Origin of the sequence: Pseudomonas sp. IT-P294 (genome assembly GCF_949767865.1) — a bacterium.
In the GTDB taxonomy this organism is placed as follows: domain Bacteria; phylum Pseudomonadota; class Gammaproteobacteria; order Pseudomonadales; family Pseudomonadaceae; genus Aquipseudomonas.
Genome location: NZ_CATKQW010000004.1, coordinates 149,279 through 163,553 on the forward strand (window position 1 = coordinate 149,279; position 14,275 = coordinate 163,553).

A 14,275-nucleotide genomic window follows, 5' to 3' on the forward strand; every position below is an offset into this window, starting at 1 on the left:
AGACTCAACCGATATCGACGTTCAAGGCGATGTCCCAAGTGCCGGCGCCGTTTTTGGCCAGGCCGATCATCATCAGGCCGAGCGCCTCAAGCGTCTGGGCCATGTGCAGGCCACCGACATCCAACGGACGTAGCCCGATACTTTCGATGAACGTCGAAACGCGTGCCTTGGCCTCCAAATCGTCGGCGGCGATGAACGCGTCGAGGGGACCTCCCTTGGCAAGGACATGGCCGAAAAGGGTGTTGAATGCCTTCACGACATGCGCGCTGGCGGGGGCGATTTTGGCAATCTCTTGCGCACCAGAACTGCCGGCGGGAGAAACGAGGCCCGTGAGGTCCGGCGAGGCCGTGTTAGTGATGTCGATGATCACCTTGCCGTCGAGCGCGTCCCCGTACTCGGCCACCACCGACGCCGCTCCGGTGTACGGCACGGCGAGGATGACGATGTCGCCGGCGGGCGCGGCCCCATAGGTTCCTGTGGTCGCTCCGGCTGCGAGCTTGTCGACCAGCGCCTGCGCCTTGGCGGGGTCGCGGCTCACCACCTCGACGGTGTGTCCTGCTTTGGCGGCACGACCGGCGATGGCCGCGGCCATGCCTCCTGAACCGATGATGCTGATAGTGCTCATGTGTAATCTCCAAATGAGTTGGGGTATTGCCTGCCATCTCTGAACGGGCTTCCCCCGGCTAATATTCCGTGGGTGCCGGGCTCGTTGCGACCCGGCGAACAGCCTCAGCTCACTCAGGCGACAGGGAAGTAATGGCCATTGTCCATATCGGCAAACAGGCCGGGCTGCGTTGGTGTCCAGCCAAGCGTCTGGCGCGTGATATCGCTCGACGCCGGGGTATCCAGCGTCACCAAATTCGCGAGGAAACCGAAGAAACCCGGCCCCATCATTACGTCCGCAGGAATGGGTACGACGGGAAGGTTCAGACGGCTGCCAATGGCCTGCGCGATCTCGCGGTACGGGATAGCTCCTTCAGCAACCGCATGCCAGGATCTGCCAGCGGGCCCCTTCTCCAGCGCCAGGCGGAACAGGGTAGCGAGGTCGCGGGCATGCACTGCCGCCCACCGGTTGGAGCCGTCGCCGGGGTAGCCAACGACGCCCTTTTCCTTTGCTTGCCCGATGAGGACCTGAAGGAAACCGGCCTTGTCGGTTGAGCTGTGCATGATTTCAGAAATGCGCACGACCGAAGACCGCACGCCCCGCTCTGCCAGACCGATTACAGTCAACTCCACGATGTTCCGAACCCGCAGGGAGCCCTTGTATTGATCGCCAGCCGGAGAAAGAGCCGGGTCCTCCTCGGTTGCCGGTCGGCTCTGGAGCGGCCCAGGAACCGGCCAACCCTCGTTAGTCGGCGAACCGATGCTGCCCGACACGACCAGCGGCTTTCCCGTTCCAGCCAGTGCATCGCCGTATGCGAGCATGATCTGAACCTCCGCTGCGGCAACAGCGTCGATCCCGCCGACCGGAAGCAGATCTTGTCTGTGCGCGACGTGGATTACGCCGTCGGCGGCTGCAGCCGCCTCCTTGAGCCCCTCGAGATCATCGAGATCACCGCGACGCACCTTTGCGCCGAGCGCAGTGAGCGCCTGCGCCGAACTGTCCGAACGTGCCAAAGCGGTGACCTCGTGGCCGGCAGCGATGAGGTCGGAAATGATGTACGGACCGGAATGGCCGGTCCCGCCAGTAACGAAAACGCGCATGTTGGTGTTCCTTGTCAGTGAGATAAAAAAGGGTGCTGCGGGTGCACTCAGCCGAGAAGGCTGACGCCGATTGAGAAGTGGGAGTGCTTGACGGAGTGGGCAATGAGGCCTAGCGAAAGCAGGCAGGCGTGCTCCAGCGTTCGCGCCATGAGCAGCGGCCCGACGTCCATCGGACGCAGTCCGAGGCTTTCTATGAATGCCGAGACGCGTGCCTTTGCCTGCGCGCCGTCTCCAGCGATGAACACGTCCAGCGAGTGGCCCTCGACAGGACCAGCAGCCAGGACGTGGGAGAAATGGGTGTTGAACGCCTTGATGACTTCGGCGTCGGCTGGCGCGACCTTGGCGATTTCCTGCGCGCCGAAACTGTCCTCAGGGGTCACAAAGCTTTTGAAGTCAGGGGCGACGGGATTGGTGATGTCGACAAGAAGCTTGCCTGCCAACTCTTCGCCGTACTGTTTCACCACGTCGAGAACGGCTGAATACGGAACCGCCAGGATCACAATATCCCCTGCCGGGGCGGCGCCGAACGCTCCTGTCGTCGCGCCGGCTCCGATCTGCCCGGCTAACGCCCGCGCCTTGGCGGCGTCACGACTCATCACCTCGACGGTGTGTCCGGCTTTGGCGGCAAGGCCGCCGATTGCTGCGGCCATGCCACCTGAGCCGATGATGCTGATAGTGCTCATGTGCAGTTTCCTTACAGATATGGGTTGACCATTCAAGGAATGCCGGCGTGATCCGGCGACTGCGTTCAACCTACGAGCCATGCTGATCTTTTCACTTGCGAAACGCAAGTGAGTTTCGGAAATTTACTTGCACGATGCAAGCAATGTTAAGAATCGCCCATGAAATCAATATCTAAAGAAGACATTCGGTTCCATTGCGCGGTGAACTATGTCGTGGATATCTTCGGCGACCGGTGGTCGCCCTTGATCATAGGGGGTGGTGGCTCGACTAAGTCGAAGCCCCAGGCAGGTCAACGAAGAGGTGAAGGCGCTGGTCCGCAATGGCGGATGTATCTTTCCCGAGGCAGAAACTCGCGACCAGAATGGCCCTGTCCGGGCCACCTGGTCGACTGCTACCACCTACCTTCCTTCGGCCCGTTTGACTGACAAACATGAAGACGGCGTCGTGACCTGTCAGGGCTTCACGAACCGATAGACGAAGCGATCCGTCTCGCCCTTGATGGCGGGATCGAACACCTTGATCGAGTGCGGATCGTCCTTGTTCGCGAGCAAAGTGCTTTGCGCGTCCAGTACGAAACCGGCCGCTTCCACCTCCTCGCGAACGGATGCGGGCTCAATCCGATGCAGCGATTGGGCATCGCTCGCGCCCGCCCCGGTGGCGGCGGCGTGGTCGATGATGACGTAGGAGCCGCCAGGCTTCAGCTGCTCATAGACGGCTCGATTGAAGTCGGCGGCCGTGGCGCCCCTCGCCTGCATCAGCGCGGTGTGGAGATCGTGGTAGAACAGGTGCAGCCACAGGACATCCGCCGGTTGCGTGACCTCCGGCATCGCGGTGAGGTCGGCGCAGACGGCTTCGACGTTCTCCCGGCCCGGCTCCTTCGCGAGCGTCTGCATGCTGCCGAGCGGATCGTTCTTGAAGTGGGCGACTTCGGCCGGCACGAAGCTGTAGACCCGTCCTTTTGGTCCCACGGTGTCGGAGAACAGACGGGTCCAGTCGCCGTCGCCTGGGTAAACGTCGATGACGGTGGAGCCTGCATCGACGCGTGCGAACCGGAGTAACTCGGATAACTTGGTTGTGTCGTACATGGGAATCTCCTTTACGGCTGGGTATTCGCGCTCAATGTCCTAATCATGCTGGTCGCCTCACTTGCAAAACGCAAGCAAATAACAGGAATTTACTTGCACCATGCAAGCGATGTTAAGATCCCGCCATGAAAACCACATCTAAAGAAGACATTCGGTCCCATTGCGCAGTGAACTATGGCGTGGAGATCTTCGGCGACCGCTGGTCGCTCTTGATCATTCGCGACATCGTTTTTGCGGGTAAGAAGACGTATGGCCAGTTCCTGAAATCGGAAGAAGGCATCGCGTCCAATGTCCTTGCGTCCCGCCTCGCCTTTCTTGAGGGACAAGGCGTTCTCTCGAAGGCACCCAACCCCGACGACAGGCGCAAGGATTTCTACACGCTGACGGAGAAAGGGCTGGACCTCATTCCCATCGTGCTCAACATCGTCCTTTGGAGCGCGAAGCACGATTCGATGTCGTACGCACGGGACCTTGAGGAGTTCGTTACTCGATTAAGTGAAAACCCCACGCAGGTGAGCGAAGAGTTGAAGACGCTGGTCCGCAGTGGCGGCTGCATGTTTCCTGAGAGCAAGGGATGAGTTAGACGGCAAGCGCCCCTGACAACGAACCTTGGCCCTCACCCAGTGGTCACAACCAATGACGGCATCGCGATTGATCAAAGGCCCTCAGTCTGCTCGATTCAAGCGCGACGCTTGCCAATCACACACTTTAGGGTGCGGCGGATAACGTTCAGAGAGTTCGGTTCTGTCCAACGCAGGCGCGGACTGCTGCTTTGATCCAATGCTCCCTTGTCGGAGTACGCAAATGACTCAATCAATGCGCTTCTTCCTGTCGATCTTCCTCGCAGTGGCATCACTGGCCTCGGCGAGTTTCCTCAACACGGCGGGTGCGGCCACCGCCGAAGATCTGAATGCCGAATCCCGGCTAGCGTTACATACGCTCTACAAGTCCAATCCCTTCTCTGAAACGATCTCGCAAAAAGCCAAGGCTGTGCTTGTCTTCCCGAAAATCATCAAGGCAGGCCTGGTATTCGGTGGCAGCTATGGCGAAGGCGTGTTGATGAAAGGCGAGAAAGTAGAGAATTACTACAACTCAGTCAGCGGCTCATGGGGGCTACAGGCAGGCGCCCAGTCGTATGGCTATGTGGTTTTCCTGATGACCGACAAAGCCGTGAAATATGTCGCTGAAACCAAGGGTTGGGAAATCGGCGTAGGACCGACGGTTGTGGTGGTTGATGAAGGGGTTGCGAAGAACCTGTCCAGCTCGACGCTGAAGGACGACGCGTATGCGTTTATCTTCGATCAGCAAGGATTAATGGCCGGGATCAGCATCGAGGGCACCAAGATTTCCCTGATCAAGCGTTAAAACCGGTTCCGCTGAAAAGTAAGGGGGCGGATTTATTTTGAGGAAAATAAATCCGCCCCTTTTTAGTTACTTTTTCTTCTTCGCCGGCTTTTCTGCCTTCTCTGATTTCTTAGCCTTTTCTGGCTTGCTATCAGCTTTTTTTGCAGATTTCTTTGGCTCGGCATCTTTCTTCTTGTCTTTCTTATCGGAAGATTTCGAAAGAGCCGAGGCCGCAGCTGATTTCTTTGTCGATGAAGACTTTTTGTCCTTCAAATCCTTGCTGGCGTTTGAAGCTTCACCTTTGCTTTTTTTCTCGTCTTTAGCCACGTTGACCACCTCTTGGAGTGTGCCGGTATTGGCAAAATGCCTGTGCGATTCTCCACAAGCTGATCATTAGGCGAGCGCGTCCAGGAGCGGTTCAAATTTTTTCGAGGCGTCGAGACAGGCTTTGGCTGATGCACCGATACCTGACAGCTGAAATCCAATGGATACGGTTGTCGATTGACTCGCCCCTCTGTGACGACGAACGACCCGTTCGCCACAGAGGGTTTGGCCCCCTACTCCTTCACTTCAACCTGGTCCAACGCCTGATTCACCGCCAATTCCCCCAGCATCACCACCTGCGTAATCCCCAGCAGGGTCTTGCGGCGTGAGTGGTCCAGCAACGCCGCGAAGTTGCTGAGCATGGTGGTGGCCGAGCCCAGTGATTCGCTGGCGTTGGCCAGCTGGGATTCGGTGTCGTACTTGGGATTGACGAGGAACATGCGCTCGGGCTCGTTGGCTGCGGCCATGATGTGGGCGCCGGGGTTGAAGTAGTGATCGAGGGCACGCTCGGCGTCGTGGAATTTCTAGGAGTCGACGGATTCGTAGGGAGATGCCGGATCGGTATCCGGTGGGTTGGGTGTGGGTTTGGTCATGGATAAAACTCCTGATACGAGTTTATTTAAAAGGGAGCCATCACGCTCGCTACCAAACGAAGGTGGCGGCCATACGCAGGTTGGTAGACCGGTCGTATCAGTTCCCGGCGCCCTCGAAAGGACCCCGCGCATGGCCACCATAAAAGGTGATGCTATGCGCCGTGATACGAAACCGGGCTACCAAACCCGATCACTGTTTTTCAGTGACCGAGAAACGATATAGCCCACCTCACAGACGCACAAGCCGGCGGATTCTGGCGTACGCGTAGGTAACGACGCAAGACGTTGTAGCCCTTGGGACGTAACACCGGGTGTCTTTAAACGTGCGCATTGAAACCTGTTTAAGGCATCAAACATCGAGCGGCGATTTCCAGTCTGAAATCGATGGCGTCGGGGCTGACGCCATCGCGAGCAAGCTCGCTCCCACAGAAGCGGTGCGGCAGCGGATCCGCAATCAGCGCTGACGCTGATTGACGACATCGGCGGATCGGCCCGGCAGCATGCGGGTCAGGGTGTTGTCACGGACCCAATAGTGATGGAACAGCCCCGCCGCCGCGTGCAAGCCGATCAACCAGTAACCAGCGCTGCCAAGCAGTTCGTGCCAATGCTTGAACAGCTTGGCCTGGTCCGGATCGACCGCCACCAGCGATGGCAGATAGAACTCGAAATAAGGCATCGGCTTGCCTTCTGCCGAGAGCAGCAGCCAGGCCAATAATGGCGTGGCGATCATCAGCCCGTACAAGGCGAAGTGCATCAGGTGCGAAATCCCCATCTGCCATTTGGGCAGTGACGGCGTGATCGGAGGCCGAGGCGTCAGGCGCCCAAGCAAACGCACCCACACCAGCGCAAAAATGCTCAGCCCGAACAAGCCGTGCAGCCCCAAAAACAAGCCCCTCAACGCGCCTCCTCTTGGCAGCAGCCCCTTGATCTCGATGCAGGCATACACGCCAACGAACAGCGCCAGCATCAGCCAGTGCAGGGTGATCGAGAGTTTTCCATACCGATGTGTCACTGAATCGCGGGTCATAAAGGGCCTCAAAAACGTTATTGCCGGCTGCCGAGTCATTCGTGCGTCCGGGTCCGGTGGGTTACCGCACCGAAGGGCGACACCCTGCCCGCGAAGTCTTAAGGCAATCTGAAGATCGGGACGATAACACCGCGAATACCACCTTCAGATTCCGTTAAGAAACACCGCCAATACTCCTCGAAAATCTACCCGGGAGGCGTCTTCCAATGCTTGATTCTGAATGGAATATTCCTCTGCCCCTGCACTTCGGCCACGCCGAAACGCCACCGATGAATCTGGCCAGGGCGTTACCGGACGACATCGAGCGTCCTGTCTTTGAAGCGTTTATCCAGCATCGTTTTCGCAAGGCCCACGGTGCCGATATTCGCCATTTCATGCCCGAGCTGTTCGGCATGAGCGATGTTTCGGGCGCGCTCACTGCGGTGGTCGGTGTGCGTCTGGCGAACGCTGGGGACTTGTTTCTCGAGCGTTATCTGGACGAGTCGATCGAGCCACTGATCAGTGCCACCGCCGAGTGTCCGGTAGACCGCGCCGGCATTGTCGAAGTCGGCAACCTGGCCGCCAGCGACACCGGCAGCGCACGTATGAGCATCATCGCCATCACTTATCTGCTGGCCATGGGCGGCCTGGAATGGGTGGCGTTCACCGGCAACGTCGGCCTGGTCAACAGCTTTCATCGCCTGGGCTTGAAACCCGTGACGCTCTGCGCGGCCGATCCCGAGCGGCTGGGGGATGAGCGCCAGCATTGGGGCAGTTACTACGAGAGCAAACCCTGGGTGCACGTCGGCAACATCCGCGCCGGCTTCATCCATTTACGCAACATCGGCCTGTTCAATCGCCTGGGGCTGCCAACGTCCATCGAGGATTCCAGCCATGTCGCCTGAAACCGAGCGTTTCAAACAGATCCTGCGCAGCCACGCCGCACACAAGCCCAACACCATCGCCTTGTGGGGCGATCAGCTCAAAGTGGATTACTCCGAGCTGTACGCCGACGTGGTGTATCGCCAGGAGCGACTGCGCGATGAAAGCGTCAAGGTGGTGGCGTTGGCGCTGGAGAATGGCGTCGAAGCCATGCTCTGGGACCTGGCTGTGTTGTTTGAAGGCCTGACGTGCCTGACGTTGCCGCCGTTTTTCAGCCCGGCGCAACGTAGCCATTGCCTGGAACAGAGCCAGGCCGAGCTGGTGATTGCCGAGCCGGAACTCGACGCCGAACTTCTAGCCTGCGGCTACGAGAAAGCCGGGGCGTTCTGGCGCCGCTCGTCCAGCGGCCCGGACCGGATGCCCAAAAGCACAGCCAAACTGACGTTCACCTCCGGCACCACGGGCACACCAAAAGGTGTTTGCCTGAGCGCCGAAAGCCTTCTGACCGTCGCTCGCGAACTGTATCAAGCCAGCACGCCCACCGATCCACAGCATCATCTGGCCCTGTTGCCGCTGGCGATCCTGTTGGAAAACCTCGGTTGTTACGCCGCGCTGTACGCCGGTGCAACCTTGAGCGTGCCCAGTCAGAAAACCCTGGGGATTCAGGGAGCCAGCGGTGTTGATATTCCACGGTTGCTCGGCTGCCTGATGACCCGTGCGCCCGAGAGCCTGATCCTGGTGCCGCAGTTGTTACAACTACTGGTCAGCGCCGCCGAACAGAAAGCCTACAACCCCGGCGCGTTGCGTTTTGCCGCCGTCGGCGGCGCGCGGGTTTGCGAAGAATTGCTGCATCGCGCACAACGGATCGGCGTGCCGGTTTACGAAGGCTACGGCCTTTCAGAGTGCGCCTCGGTGGTGTGCCTCAATCGACCTGAAGCACGCCGCCCCGGCAGTGTCGGTCGGCCCCTGCCCCACCTCGAGATTCGTTTGGCAGAGGACGGCGAAGTGCTGGTCAAGGGTTCCACCCTGCTCGGCTATCTGGGCGAGGCGCCGCACACCGATGAATGGTGGCCGACCGGCGATCTCGGCGAGTTCGACCCCGAAGGTTTTCTCTACCTCAAGGGGCGCAAGAAACATCAATTCGTCACCAGTTTCGGGCGCAACGTCAACCCGGAATGGGTCGAGGCCGAATTGACCCAGCGCCGCCATATTGCCCAGGCCTTCGTCTACGGCGAAGCCATGCCGCAAAACCATGTGCTGCTCTGGCCTCACAGCCCGGACTGCACCGACGAAGAATTGGCTGCCGCCGTGGCCCAGGCCAACGAGGCCTTGCCCGATTACGCCCAGGTCCATCACTGGACCCGTCTGGATCAACCTTTTACCCCCGCCAATGGCCTGCTCACCGCCAATGGCCGTCCGCGCCGTGACGCCATCGTCGAGCGTTACCGGGCGCAACTGTCTGAATCGGTATTTCCCGAGGTATCCGCATCATGAGTTTTTTCGACACGTTGCAAGAAGCCACGCACCAGGAACGCCACACGTTGTTCAACCTGCCGATCATTCTCGACGCCCTTGAAGGCAGGGTCAGCCTGGAAAGCTACCGGGCCTTTCTGACGCAAGCCTATTACCACGTGCGCCACACCGTGCCGTTGATGATGGCTTGCGGGGCGCGTCTGCCAACGCGCCTGGAATGGCTGCGCAAAGCGGTGTGCGAATACATCGAGGATGAATACGGCCACGAACAGTGGGTGCTCGACGATATCGAAGCCTGCGGTGGAGACCGCAACGCCGTACGCGATGGCCAGCCGGGCCTGCCAATCGAATTGATGGTCAGCTATCTCTACGACTTGATCGCCCGTGATAACCCGGTCGGCCTGTTCGGCATGGTAAACGTGCTGGAAGGCACCAGCATCGCCCTGGCCACCCACGCGGCGGGCAGCATTCGCGAACGGCTGGACTTGCCCGAAAGCGCCTTCAGCTACCTCAGCTCCCATGGCGCTCTGGACATTGAACACATGCAGACCTATCGCCGATTGATGAACACGCTCGAAGACCCGGCCGACCAGGCCGCCGTGATTCACGCCTCCAAAGTGGTGTACACGCTCTACACCGACATGTTCCGTGGCTTGCCGCGTAACGGGGAGAATCTGCGTGCGTCTGTCTGAGGCTCGCGTGGTATTGACCGGCGCCAGTGGCGGCATCGGCCTGGCAATCGCCACCGCGCTGTGCGCCAGCGGCGCCCGGGTATTGGCGGTGGCTCGGCACAAGGAACCACTGACGCCCTTGATTGAACGTTATCCGCAGCACTTGTGCTGGATCGGCGCGGACCTGACTGTGTTGTCCGACCGGCGCAAGGTGCTGAGCGCGGCCGAAGCCATCGGCGGGATCAACCTGCTGATCAACGCCGCCGGGGTCAACCACTTCGCCATGCTCGAACAGCTGGAGGACAGCGACATCCACGCCATGCTGGCGGTGAACATTGGCGCGCCCATTTGCCTGACCAAAATCTTGCTGCCGCTGCTCAAGCAAGCCGACAGCGCGATGGTAGTAAACGTCGGCTCGACTTACGGCTCGATCGGCTACCCCGGTTACGCCAGTTATTGCGCCACCAAATTTGCCTTGCGCGGGTTTTCAGAAGCCCTGCGCCGGGAACTGGCGGACACCCGGGTCAGCGTGCTCTATGTCGCCCCGCGCGCCACCCGCACAAGCATGAACAGCCCGGCGGCGCAGGCTCTGAATGATGCGCTCAAGGCCAACGTCGATGACCCGCAAACCGTCGCATCCGCCGTGATTCATTCGATCGCCGGTGACCGCCGCGACTTGTACCTGGGCTGGCCGGAACGCTTTTTCGTACGCCTCAACAGCCTGCTGCCGCATCTGGTAGATCGAGGCTTGCGCAAGCAGTTGCCACTGATTCGACGCCTGAGTCACAAGCCCGATAACGAGAATCTCGAACCCTGAAAAAATTCGCGTTGTATGACCGTGTACCGAGCTAGCCCATCGGTTTCGGCGACTCGGACAAGGCCGAACAGTTACTCAAGCAGGCCTTGCAACTCAACCCGACCGGCATCGATAGTCTGTACTTCTGGGGCGATCACCTTTACCGTCAAAAACGTTACGCCGAAGCTCGGACCTCGCTGCAAAAAGCATTGCAGGCCGAACCAAGGCCAGGCCGGGAAACCGCCGATGCGGGGCGGCGCAAAGAGATCGCAGCGTTGCTGATGGACATCAACAAGAAACTCGACTGACAGGAGTTCGTGTGCGCTTATTACTGATCGAGGACGACGTGGCCTTGGGCGAAGGCATCCATCAAGCCCTGGGCCGAGAGGGCTACACCGTCGATTGGCTGCAGGACGGCGCGAGCGCCCTGCATTCATTGCTCAGCGAAAACTTTGACCTGGCGGTGCTCGATCTCGGCCTGCCGCGCATGGACGGGCTTGAAGTGTTGCGGCGCTTGCGAGACAGCGGTTCCAACCTGCCGGTGCTGATCCTCACCGCTCGGGACGCGACCGAAGACCGCATTGCCGGGCTGGATGCCGGGGCTGACGATTACCTGATCAAGCCCTTCGACCTCGCCGAACTGAAAGCGCGCCTGCGGGCCTTGTTGCGCCGCAGTGCCGGTCGCGCCCAACTATTGATCGAACACGCCGGCATCAGCCTGAACCCCGGCACCCAGCAAGTCAGTTACCAGGGCGAACCTGTGGCGCTGACCCCCAAGGAATACCAACTGCTGCACGAATTGCTCTCGCCACCAGGCCGGGTCATAACCCGCGATCACCTCATGCAATTGCTGTATGGCTGGAACGAGGAAGCTGAAAGCAACACCCTGGAAGTGCACATCCATCACTTGCGCAAAAAATTCTCCACCGACCTGATCCGCACCATTCGCGGTGTCGGTTATTTGGTGGAGGAGCGTCGATGACGTCGATCCGCCGCCGCACGCTCACGCTGATCATTGGCCTGATGCTGGTGGGGGTGGCCGTGATCAGCTTGTTCAACCTGCACGACAGCAATCACGAGATCGCCGAAGTCTACGATGCCCAACTGGCCCAGAACGCCCGGCTATTGCAGGGCGTGATGCGCATGCCGATGGCCGGCAAGCAACACGCCGATCTGTACCAGGCGTTCAACAAGGCGCTGGGCGAAGCGGAACCCCGGGTCGATGGCCATCCCTATGAATCCAAACTGGCCTTTCAGGTCTGGAGCCACAACGGCGAAGTGCTGGTGCACACGGCGAGCGCACCCTCCTTCAGCTCGCCGCCGGCAACCCCCGGATTCAGTGACGTGGTCGACCTTAACAATCGCCACTGGCGCGCGTTCCTGCTGCTGGATAAACAAAATGACTTGAGGATCTGGGTCGGCGAACTGGACGATGTGCGTGCGGACCTGGTGGACCGGATCGTGAGTCATACCCTCTGGCCCAATGTACTGGGCAGCCTGATCCTGGCGGCGATGATCTGGATGGCCATCGGCTGGGGCCTCAAGCCGCTGGAAAACATGGCAGCGACCCTGCGCGCGCGTCACAGCGGTTCGCTGGAGCCGTTGCAACTGAACCCGTTGCCCAGTGAGCTGGAGCCAATGCAAGCGGCGCTCAACCGCATGCTCGCGCAGATTCAGGAAGTGCTGGGCCGCGAACGACGCTTCATCGCCGATGCCGCCCACGAAATGCGCACGCCTCTGGCCGTGTTGCGCGTGCATGCACAAAACCTGCTGGAGGCCGGCACCGAACAGGAGCGCCGTGAGTCTTTGCAATTTCTGATGGCCGGCGTCGACCGCACCAGCCGCCTGGTCAATCAGTTACTGACCATGGCGCGCCTGGAGCCCAAAGCCCTGGCACCAGTGTTAACCAGTATTGACCTGGCCGAAACCGTGCGCGACAGCCTGGCCCAGCTCACTCCCTGGCTGCTGAGCAAGAACCTTGAGCTGGCCTTTGACGTCACCGACCGCCCCTTTAAAGTGGTAGCGGACGCCTCCGCCATCGACATCGCCCTGAACAACCTGATCAGCAACGCCGCCAACTTTTCCCCCGAACACGGCGTCATTACCGTGCAGTTAAGCCAGGTGGACGGTTTCTATATGCTAAGCGTCGAGGATCAAGGCCCGGGCATCGACGAAGCGGATCGCGGGCGATTGTTCGAACGGTTCTACAGTCGCGGCAATGCTCACGGCGCCGGACTGGGCCTGACCATCGTCAACACCATCGCCACCCGGCTGGGCGGACGCATCACCCTGGTCAACCGACCGGAAGGCGGATTGTGCGCGACGCTGTCGATTCCAGATGGCGAGTCCCACAACCCTTTGCAGCGCTCCACACGCGAGCTGCCGCCCACGGCTTGAGGGATTACCAGGCGAGATTTACAGCATTTCATCTGTGCCGCCGCCTTCGCGGGCAAGCCCGCTCCCACAGGAGCTTGTGCCGTCCCAACACTCAAGAACGACACCACGCCCAGTGGGAGCGGGCTTGCCCGGGTAGAAACCGGGGACATCCTTTACGTTTTAAACCGGAGACATCCTTTACAGGTGTGAAATACGGTCAGGAGGTGCCTGACCATGTCCTGGAATCGAGAGTCCCCGATGGATCAACGAATCAAACTCATAGGCGACTGGCTGCAAGGCAGCTACTCCAAAAGCGAACTGGCCCGTCACTACGGGCTCAGTCGGCCTACGCTGGACAAATGGCTTGCACGCTACGAGGCACATGGCGTTGATGGGCTAAAGGAGCTGTCACGGTGCCCGCCAATGATGAGCTCCCTGGGTATTCGCTCAAGGCTTCAGATCGAACTGGTGGAGTTTTACCGCAGCTGTGCCGAAGTGCCCCAAATGGTAAACCGCCGCACCTGCCGGCGAGAACGTAAACGGCTCAAACGGCTCGGCGGCCATCTTGTCCAGGTACTCTTTGGGGGCAAGACCGGTCGTGACGTGCGGATGGAAATTGTCGCCGGACGACTTCGGCACAAAGTCCGAAACATAGGTGATCAAGGCCGGTAGAACTTCAGGAACGTCGCCAGTGACGAACGCCGCGGAAGTACCGGTGTTGACCGTGAATGGAGTTACAGCCTCAATCACTTGCGTTTCCAGCTTGATCAATTCTGGAGTCGGCTGGATGACAATGCCCGACAGGCCGAGGTCCTTGTCCGGTATGTAGTAGTACTTCACAGCTTCCAGCTTGAGGCGGGTCACATTGTTGCTGGCGAAGACTTTGTCGACGGCGGCATACACTTTGTCGAGATTCTCGGTAGGAACAAAACGCTGTACCAACGTGATGTGGGGACGGTGCGTGGCATCGAGCGCAAAGCCTTTCGGAAATACTTTCAGCAGGCGGTCGTTCACCGCTTGCGCGTGCTGGAGCATCGTGGCGTCCGGTTCCAGGAGGATATCAATGGCGGTAACTTCGGATTCCGCACTGTTCACGGCAAGTGGCAACACACAGGCCGAAAGAGCGAGCAGGAGTATCTGTAAAGGCATCGACTTCATGACAGCAGCTCCCAAAATATCGAGACTTCATCCGGTCACCCGTTACGGATCGGCCGGTAGCTCAGTACTGCATGGCGCGATCAACGTGCGAGGCTGCACGGCTATCGTTTTAGTCTGCATTTCCCTTGGGCAGAAGACTTGAGCAAAATCAAACATTGGCGTTACTGCAAACCAATCAC

Annotated in this window: 15 protein-coding genes and 3 pseudogenes; 10 read left to right on the forward strand and 8 right to left on the reverse strand. The window is 59.6% G+C overall.

The window, feature by feature from the left end; translation table 11 throughout:
* Positions 1 to 4: 4 nt before the first annotated feature.
* The 4 genes from ACM6I0_RS04030 to ACM6I0_RS04045 form a co-directional block, all read right to left on the reverse strand.
* Entirely contained in the window at positions 5 to 625 is a 621-nt protein-coding gene (locus ACM6I0_RS04030) for an NADPH-dependent F420 reductase (protein ID WP_414921517.1), read from the reverse strand.
* Between the two features lie 113 nt (positions 626 to 738).
* The gene (locus ACM6I0_RS04035; RefSeq protein WP_414921518.1) at positions 739 to 1,704 is read right to left on the reverse strand and encodes an SDR family oxidoreductase; all 966 of its coding nucleotides are present in this window, start codon (positions 1,702 to 1,704) and stop codon (positions 739 to 741) included.
* 47 nt (positions 1,705 to 1,751) lie between these two features.
* Entirely contained in the window at positions 1,752 to 2,387 is a 636-nt protein-coding gene (locus tag ACM6I0_RS04040) for an NADPH-dependent F420 reductase (protein WP_414921519.1), read from the reverse strand.
* A 453-nt stretch (positions 2,388 to 2,840) separates the two neighbouring features.
* Positions 2,841 to 3,473, reverse strand: a complete 633-nt coding sequence (locus tag ACM6I0_RS04045; RefSeq protein ID WP_414921520.1) for a class I SAM-dependent methyltransferase — start codon at positions 3,471 to 3,473, stop codon at positions 2,841 to 2,843.
* Between the two features lie 125 nt (positions 3,474 to 3,598).
* On the opposite strand from ACM6I0_RS04045, the gene ACM6I0_RS04050 reads away from it, so the two are divergent.
* Complete coding sequence (locus ACM6I0_RS04050) at positions 3,599 to 4,051, forward strand: winged helix-turn-helix transcriptional regulator (RefSeq protein WP_414921521.1); 453 nt, start codon at positions 3,599 to 3,601, stop codon at positions 4,049 to 4,051.
* 226 nt (positions 4,052 to 4,277) lie between these two features.
* Positions 4,278 to 4,838, forward strand: a complete 561-nt coding sequence (locus tag ACM6I0_RS04055) for a lipid-binding SYLF domain-containing protein (RefSeq protein ID WP_285432041.1) — start codon at positions 4,278 to 4,280, stop codon at positions 4,836 to 4,838.
* A gap of 66 nt (positions 4,839 to 4,904) precedes the next feature.
* Here ACM6I0_RS04055 and ACM6I0_RS04060 read toward each other — a convergent pair whose 3' ends face one another.
* The 3 genes and pseudogenes from ACM6I0_RS04060 to ACM6I0_RS04070 all read right to left on the reverse strand — a co-directional run bounded on the left by ACM6I0_RS04060 (position 4,905) and on the right by ACM6I0_RS04070 (position 6,761).
* Positions 4,905 to 5,153 (reverse strand): hypothetical protein, encoded by a 249-nt coding sequence (locus ACM6I0_RS04060; protein ID WP_285432095.1) that lies wholly within the window; start codon positions 5,151 to 5,153, stop codon positions 4,905 to 4,907.
* Between the two features lie 221 nt (positions 5,154 to 5,374).
* Positions 5,375 to 5,734: pseudogene (locus tag ACM6I0_RS04065) on the reverse strand (DUF6124 family protein).
* Positions 5,735 to 6,188: 454 nt separating this feature from the next.
* Positions 6,189 to 6,761 carry a cytochrome b gene (locus tag ACM6I0_RS04070; RefSeq protein WP_285432040.1) on the reverse strand — a complete coding sequence of 191 codons (573 nt, stop codon included), beginning with the start codon at positions 6,759 to 6,761 and terminating at the stop codon, positions 6,189 to 6,191.
* Between the two features lie 206 nt (positions 6,762 to 6,967).
* Between ACM6I0_RS04070 and ACM6I0_RS04075 the strand changes: the two genes are divergently transcribed.
* The 8 genes and pseudogenes from ACM6I0_RS04075 to ACM6I0_RS04110 all read left to right on the forward strand — a co-directional run.
* Positions 6,968 to 7,645, forward strand: a complete 678-nt coding sequence (locus ACM6I0_RS04075; protein ID WP_414921522.1) for a thermostable hemolysin — start codon at positions 6,968 to 6,970, stop codon at positions 7,643 to 7,645.
* Positions 7,635 to 9,116 (forward strand): AMP-binding protein, encoded by a 1,482-nt coding sequence (locus ACM6I0_RS04080; RefSeq protein WP_414921523.1) that lies wholly within the window; start codon positions 7,635 to 7,637, stop codon positions 9,114 to 9,116. Before ACM6I0_RS04075 ends, ACM6I0_RS04080 begins: the two co-directional genes overlap by 11 nt.
* Positions 9,113 to 9,787, forward strand: a complete 675-nt coding sequence (locus ACM6I0_RS04085) for a TenA family transcriptional regulator (protein ID WP_414921524.1) — start codon at positions 9,113 to 9,115, stop codon at positions 9,785 to 9,787. The genes ACM6I0_RS04080 and ACM6I0_RS04085 overlap by 4 nt, the downstream gene beginning before the upstream one ends.
* A complete protein-coding gene (locus ACM6I0_RS04090) occupies positions 9,774 to 10,583 on the forward strand; it encodes an SDR family oxidoreductase (RefSeq protein WP_285432036.1) in 810 nt (269 codons plus the stop codon). Before ACM6I0_RS04085 ends, ACM6I0_RS04090 begins: the two co-directional genes overlap by 14 nt.
* An 8-nt stretch (positions 10,584 to 10,591) precedes the next feature.
* Positions 10,592 to 10,870, forward strand: a pseudogene (locus ACM6I0_RS04095) (tetratricopeptide repeat protein); the annotation flags it as partial.
* 11 nt (positions 10,871 to 10,881) lie between these two features.
* Complete coding sequence (locus tag ACM6I0_RS04100; protein ID WP_285432035.1) at positions 10,882 to 11,544, forward strand: response regulator; 663 nt, start codon at positions 10,882 to 10,884, stop codon at positions 11,542 to 11,544.
* Positions 11,541 to 12,959, forward strand: coding sequence for an ATP-binding protein (locus ACM6I0_RS04105; protein ID WP_414921525.1), 1,419 nt, complete (start codon positions 11,541 to 11,543; stop codon positions 12,957 to 12,959). The genes ACM6I0_RS04100 and ACM6I0_RS04105 overlap by 4 nt, the downstream gene beginning before the upstream one ends.
* A 213-nt stretch (positions 12,960 to 13,172) precedes the next feature.
* Positions 13,173 to 13,358: pseudogene (locus ACM6I0_RS04110) on the forward strand (helix-turn-helix domain-containing protein); the annotation flags it as partial.
* A gap of 27 nt (positions 13,359 to 13,385) precedes the next feature.
* Here ACM6I0_RS04110 and ACM6I0_RS04115 read toward each other — a convergent pair.
* Positions 13,386 to 14,096, reverse strand: a complete 711-nt coding sequence (locus tag ACM6I0_RS04115) for a hypothetical protein (RefSeq protein WP_414921529.1) — start codon at positions 14,094 to 14,096, stop codon at positions 13,386 to 13,388.
* Positions 14,097 to 14,275 lie beyond the last annotated feature (179 nt).

Excerpts from the sequence above, each read along its gene's own strand:
- ACM6I0_RS04115 (WP_414921529.1), bottom strand. The coding sequence starts at position 14,096 with ATGAAGTCGATGCCTTTACAGATACTCCTGCTCGCTCTTTCGGCCTGT.
- ACM6I0_RS04050 (WP_414921521.1), top strand. The coding sequence starts at position 3,599 with ATGAAAACCACATCTAAAGAAGACATTCGGTCCCATTGCGCAGTGAAC.
- ACM6I0_RS04040 (WP_414921519.1), bottom strand. The coding sequence starts at position 2,387 with ATGAGCACTATCAGCATCATCGGCTCAGGTGGCATGGCCGCAGCAATC.
- ACM6I0_RS04075 (WP_414921522.1), top strand. The coding sequence starts at position 6,968 with ATGCTTGATTCTGAATGGAATATTCCTCTGCCCCTGCACTTCGGCCAC.
- ACM6I0_RS04030 (WP_414921517.1), bottom strand. The coding sequence starts at position 625 with ATGAGCACTATCAGCATCATCGGTTCAGGAGGCATGGCCGCGGCCATC.
- ACM6I0_RS04080 (WP_414921523.1), top strand. The coding sequence starts at position 7,635 with ATGTCGCCTGAAACCGAGCGTTTCAAACAGATCCTGCGCAGCCACGCC.
- ACM6I0_RS04105 (WP_414921525.1), top strand. The coding sequence starts at position 11,541 with ATGACGTCGATCCGCCGCCGCACGCTCACGCTGATCATTGGCCTGATG.
- ACM6I0_RS04055 (WP_285432041.1), top strand. The coding sequence starts at position 4,278 with ATGACTCAATCAATGCGCTTCTTCCTGTCGATCTTCCTCGCAGTGGCA.
- ACM6I0_RS04085 (WP_414921524.1), top strand. The coding sequence starts at position 9,113 with ATGAGTTTTTTCGACACGTTGCAAGAAGCCACGCACCAGGAACGCCAC.
- ACM6I0_RS04045 (WP_414921520.1), bottom strand. The coding sequence starts at position 3,473 with ATGTACGACACAACCAAGTTATCCGAGTTACTCCGGTTCGCACGCGTC.
- ACM6I0_RS04035 (WP_414921518.1), bottom strand. The coding sequence starts at position 1,704 with ATGCGCGTTTTCGTTACTGGCGGGACCGGCCATTCCGGTCCGTACATC.
- ACM6I0_RS04070 (WP_285432040.1), bottom strand. The coding sequence starts at position 6,761 with ATGACCCGCGATTCAGTGACACATCGGTATGGAAAACTCTCGATCACC.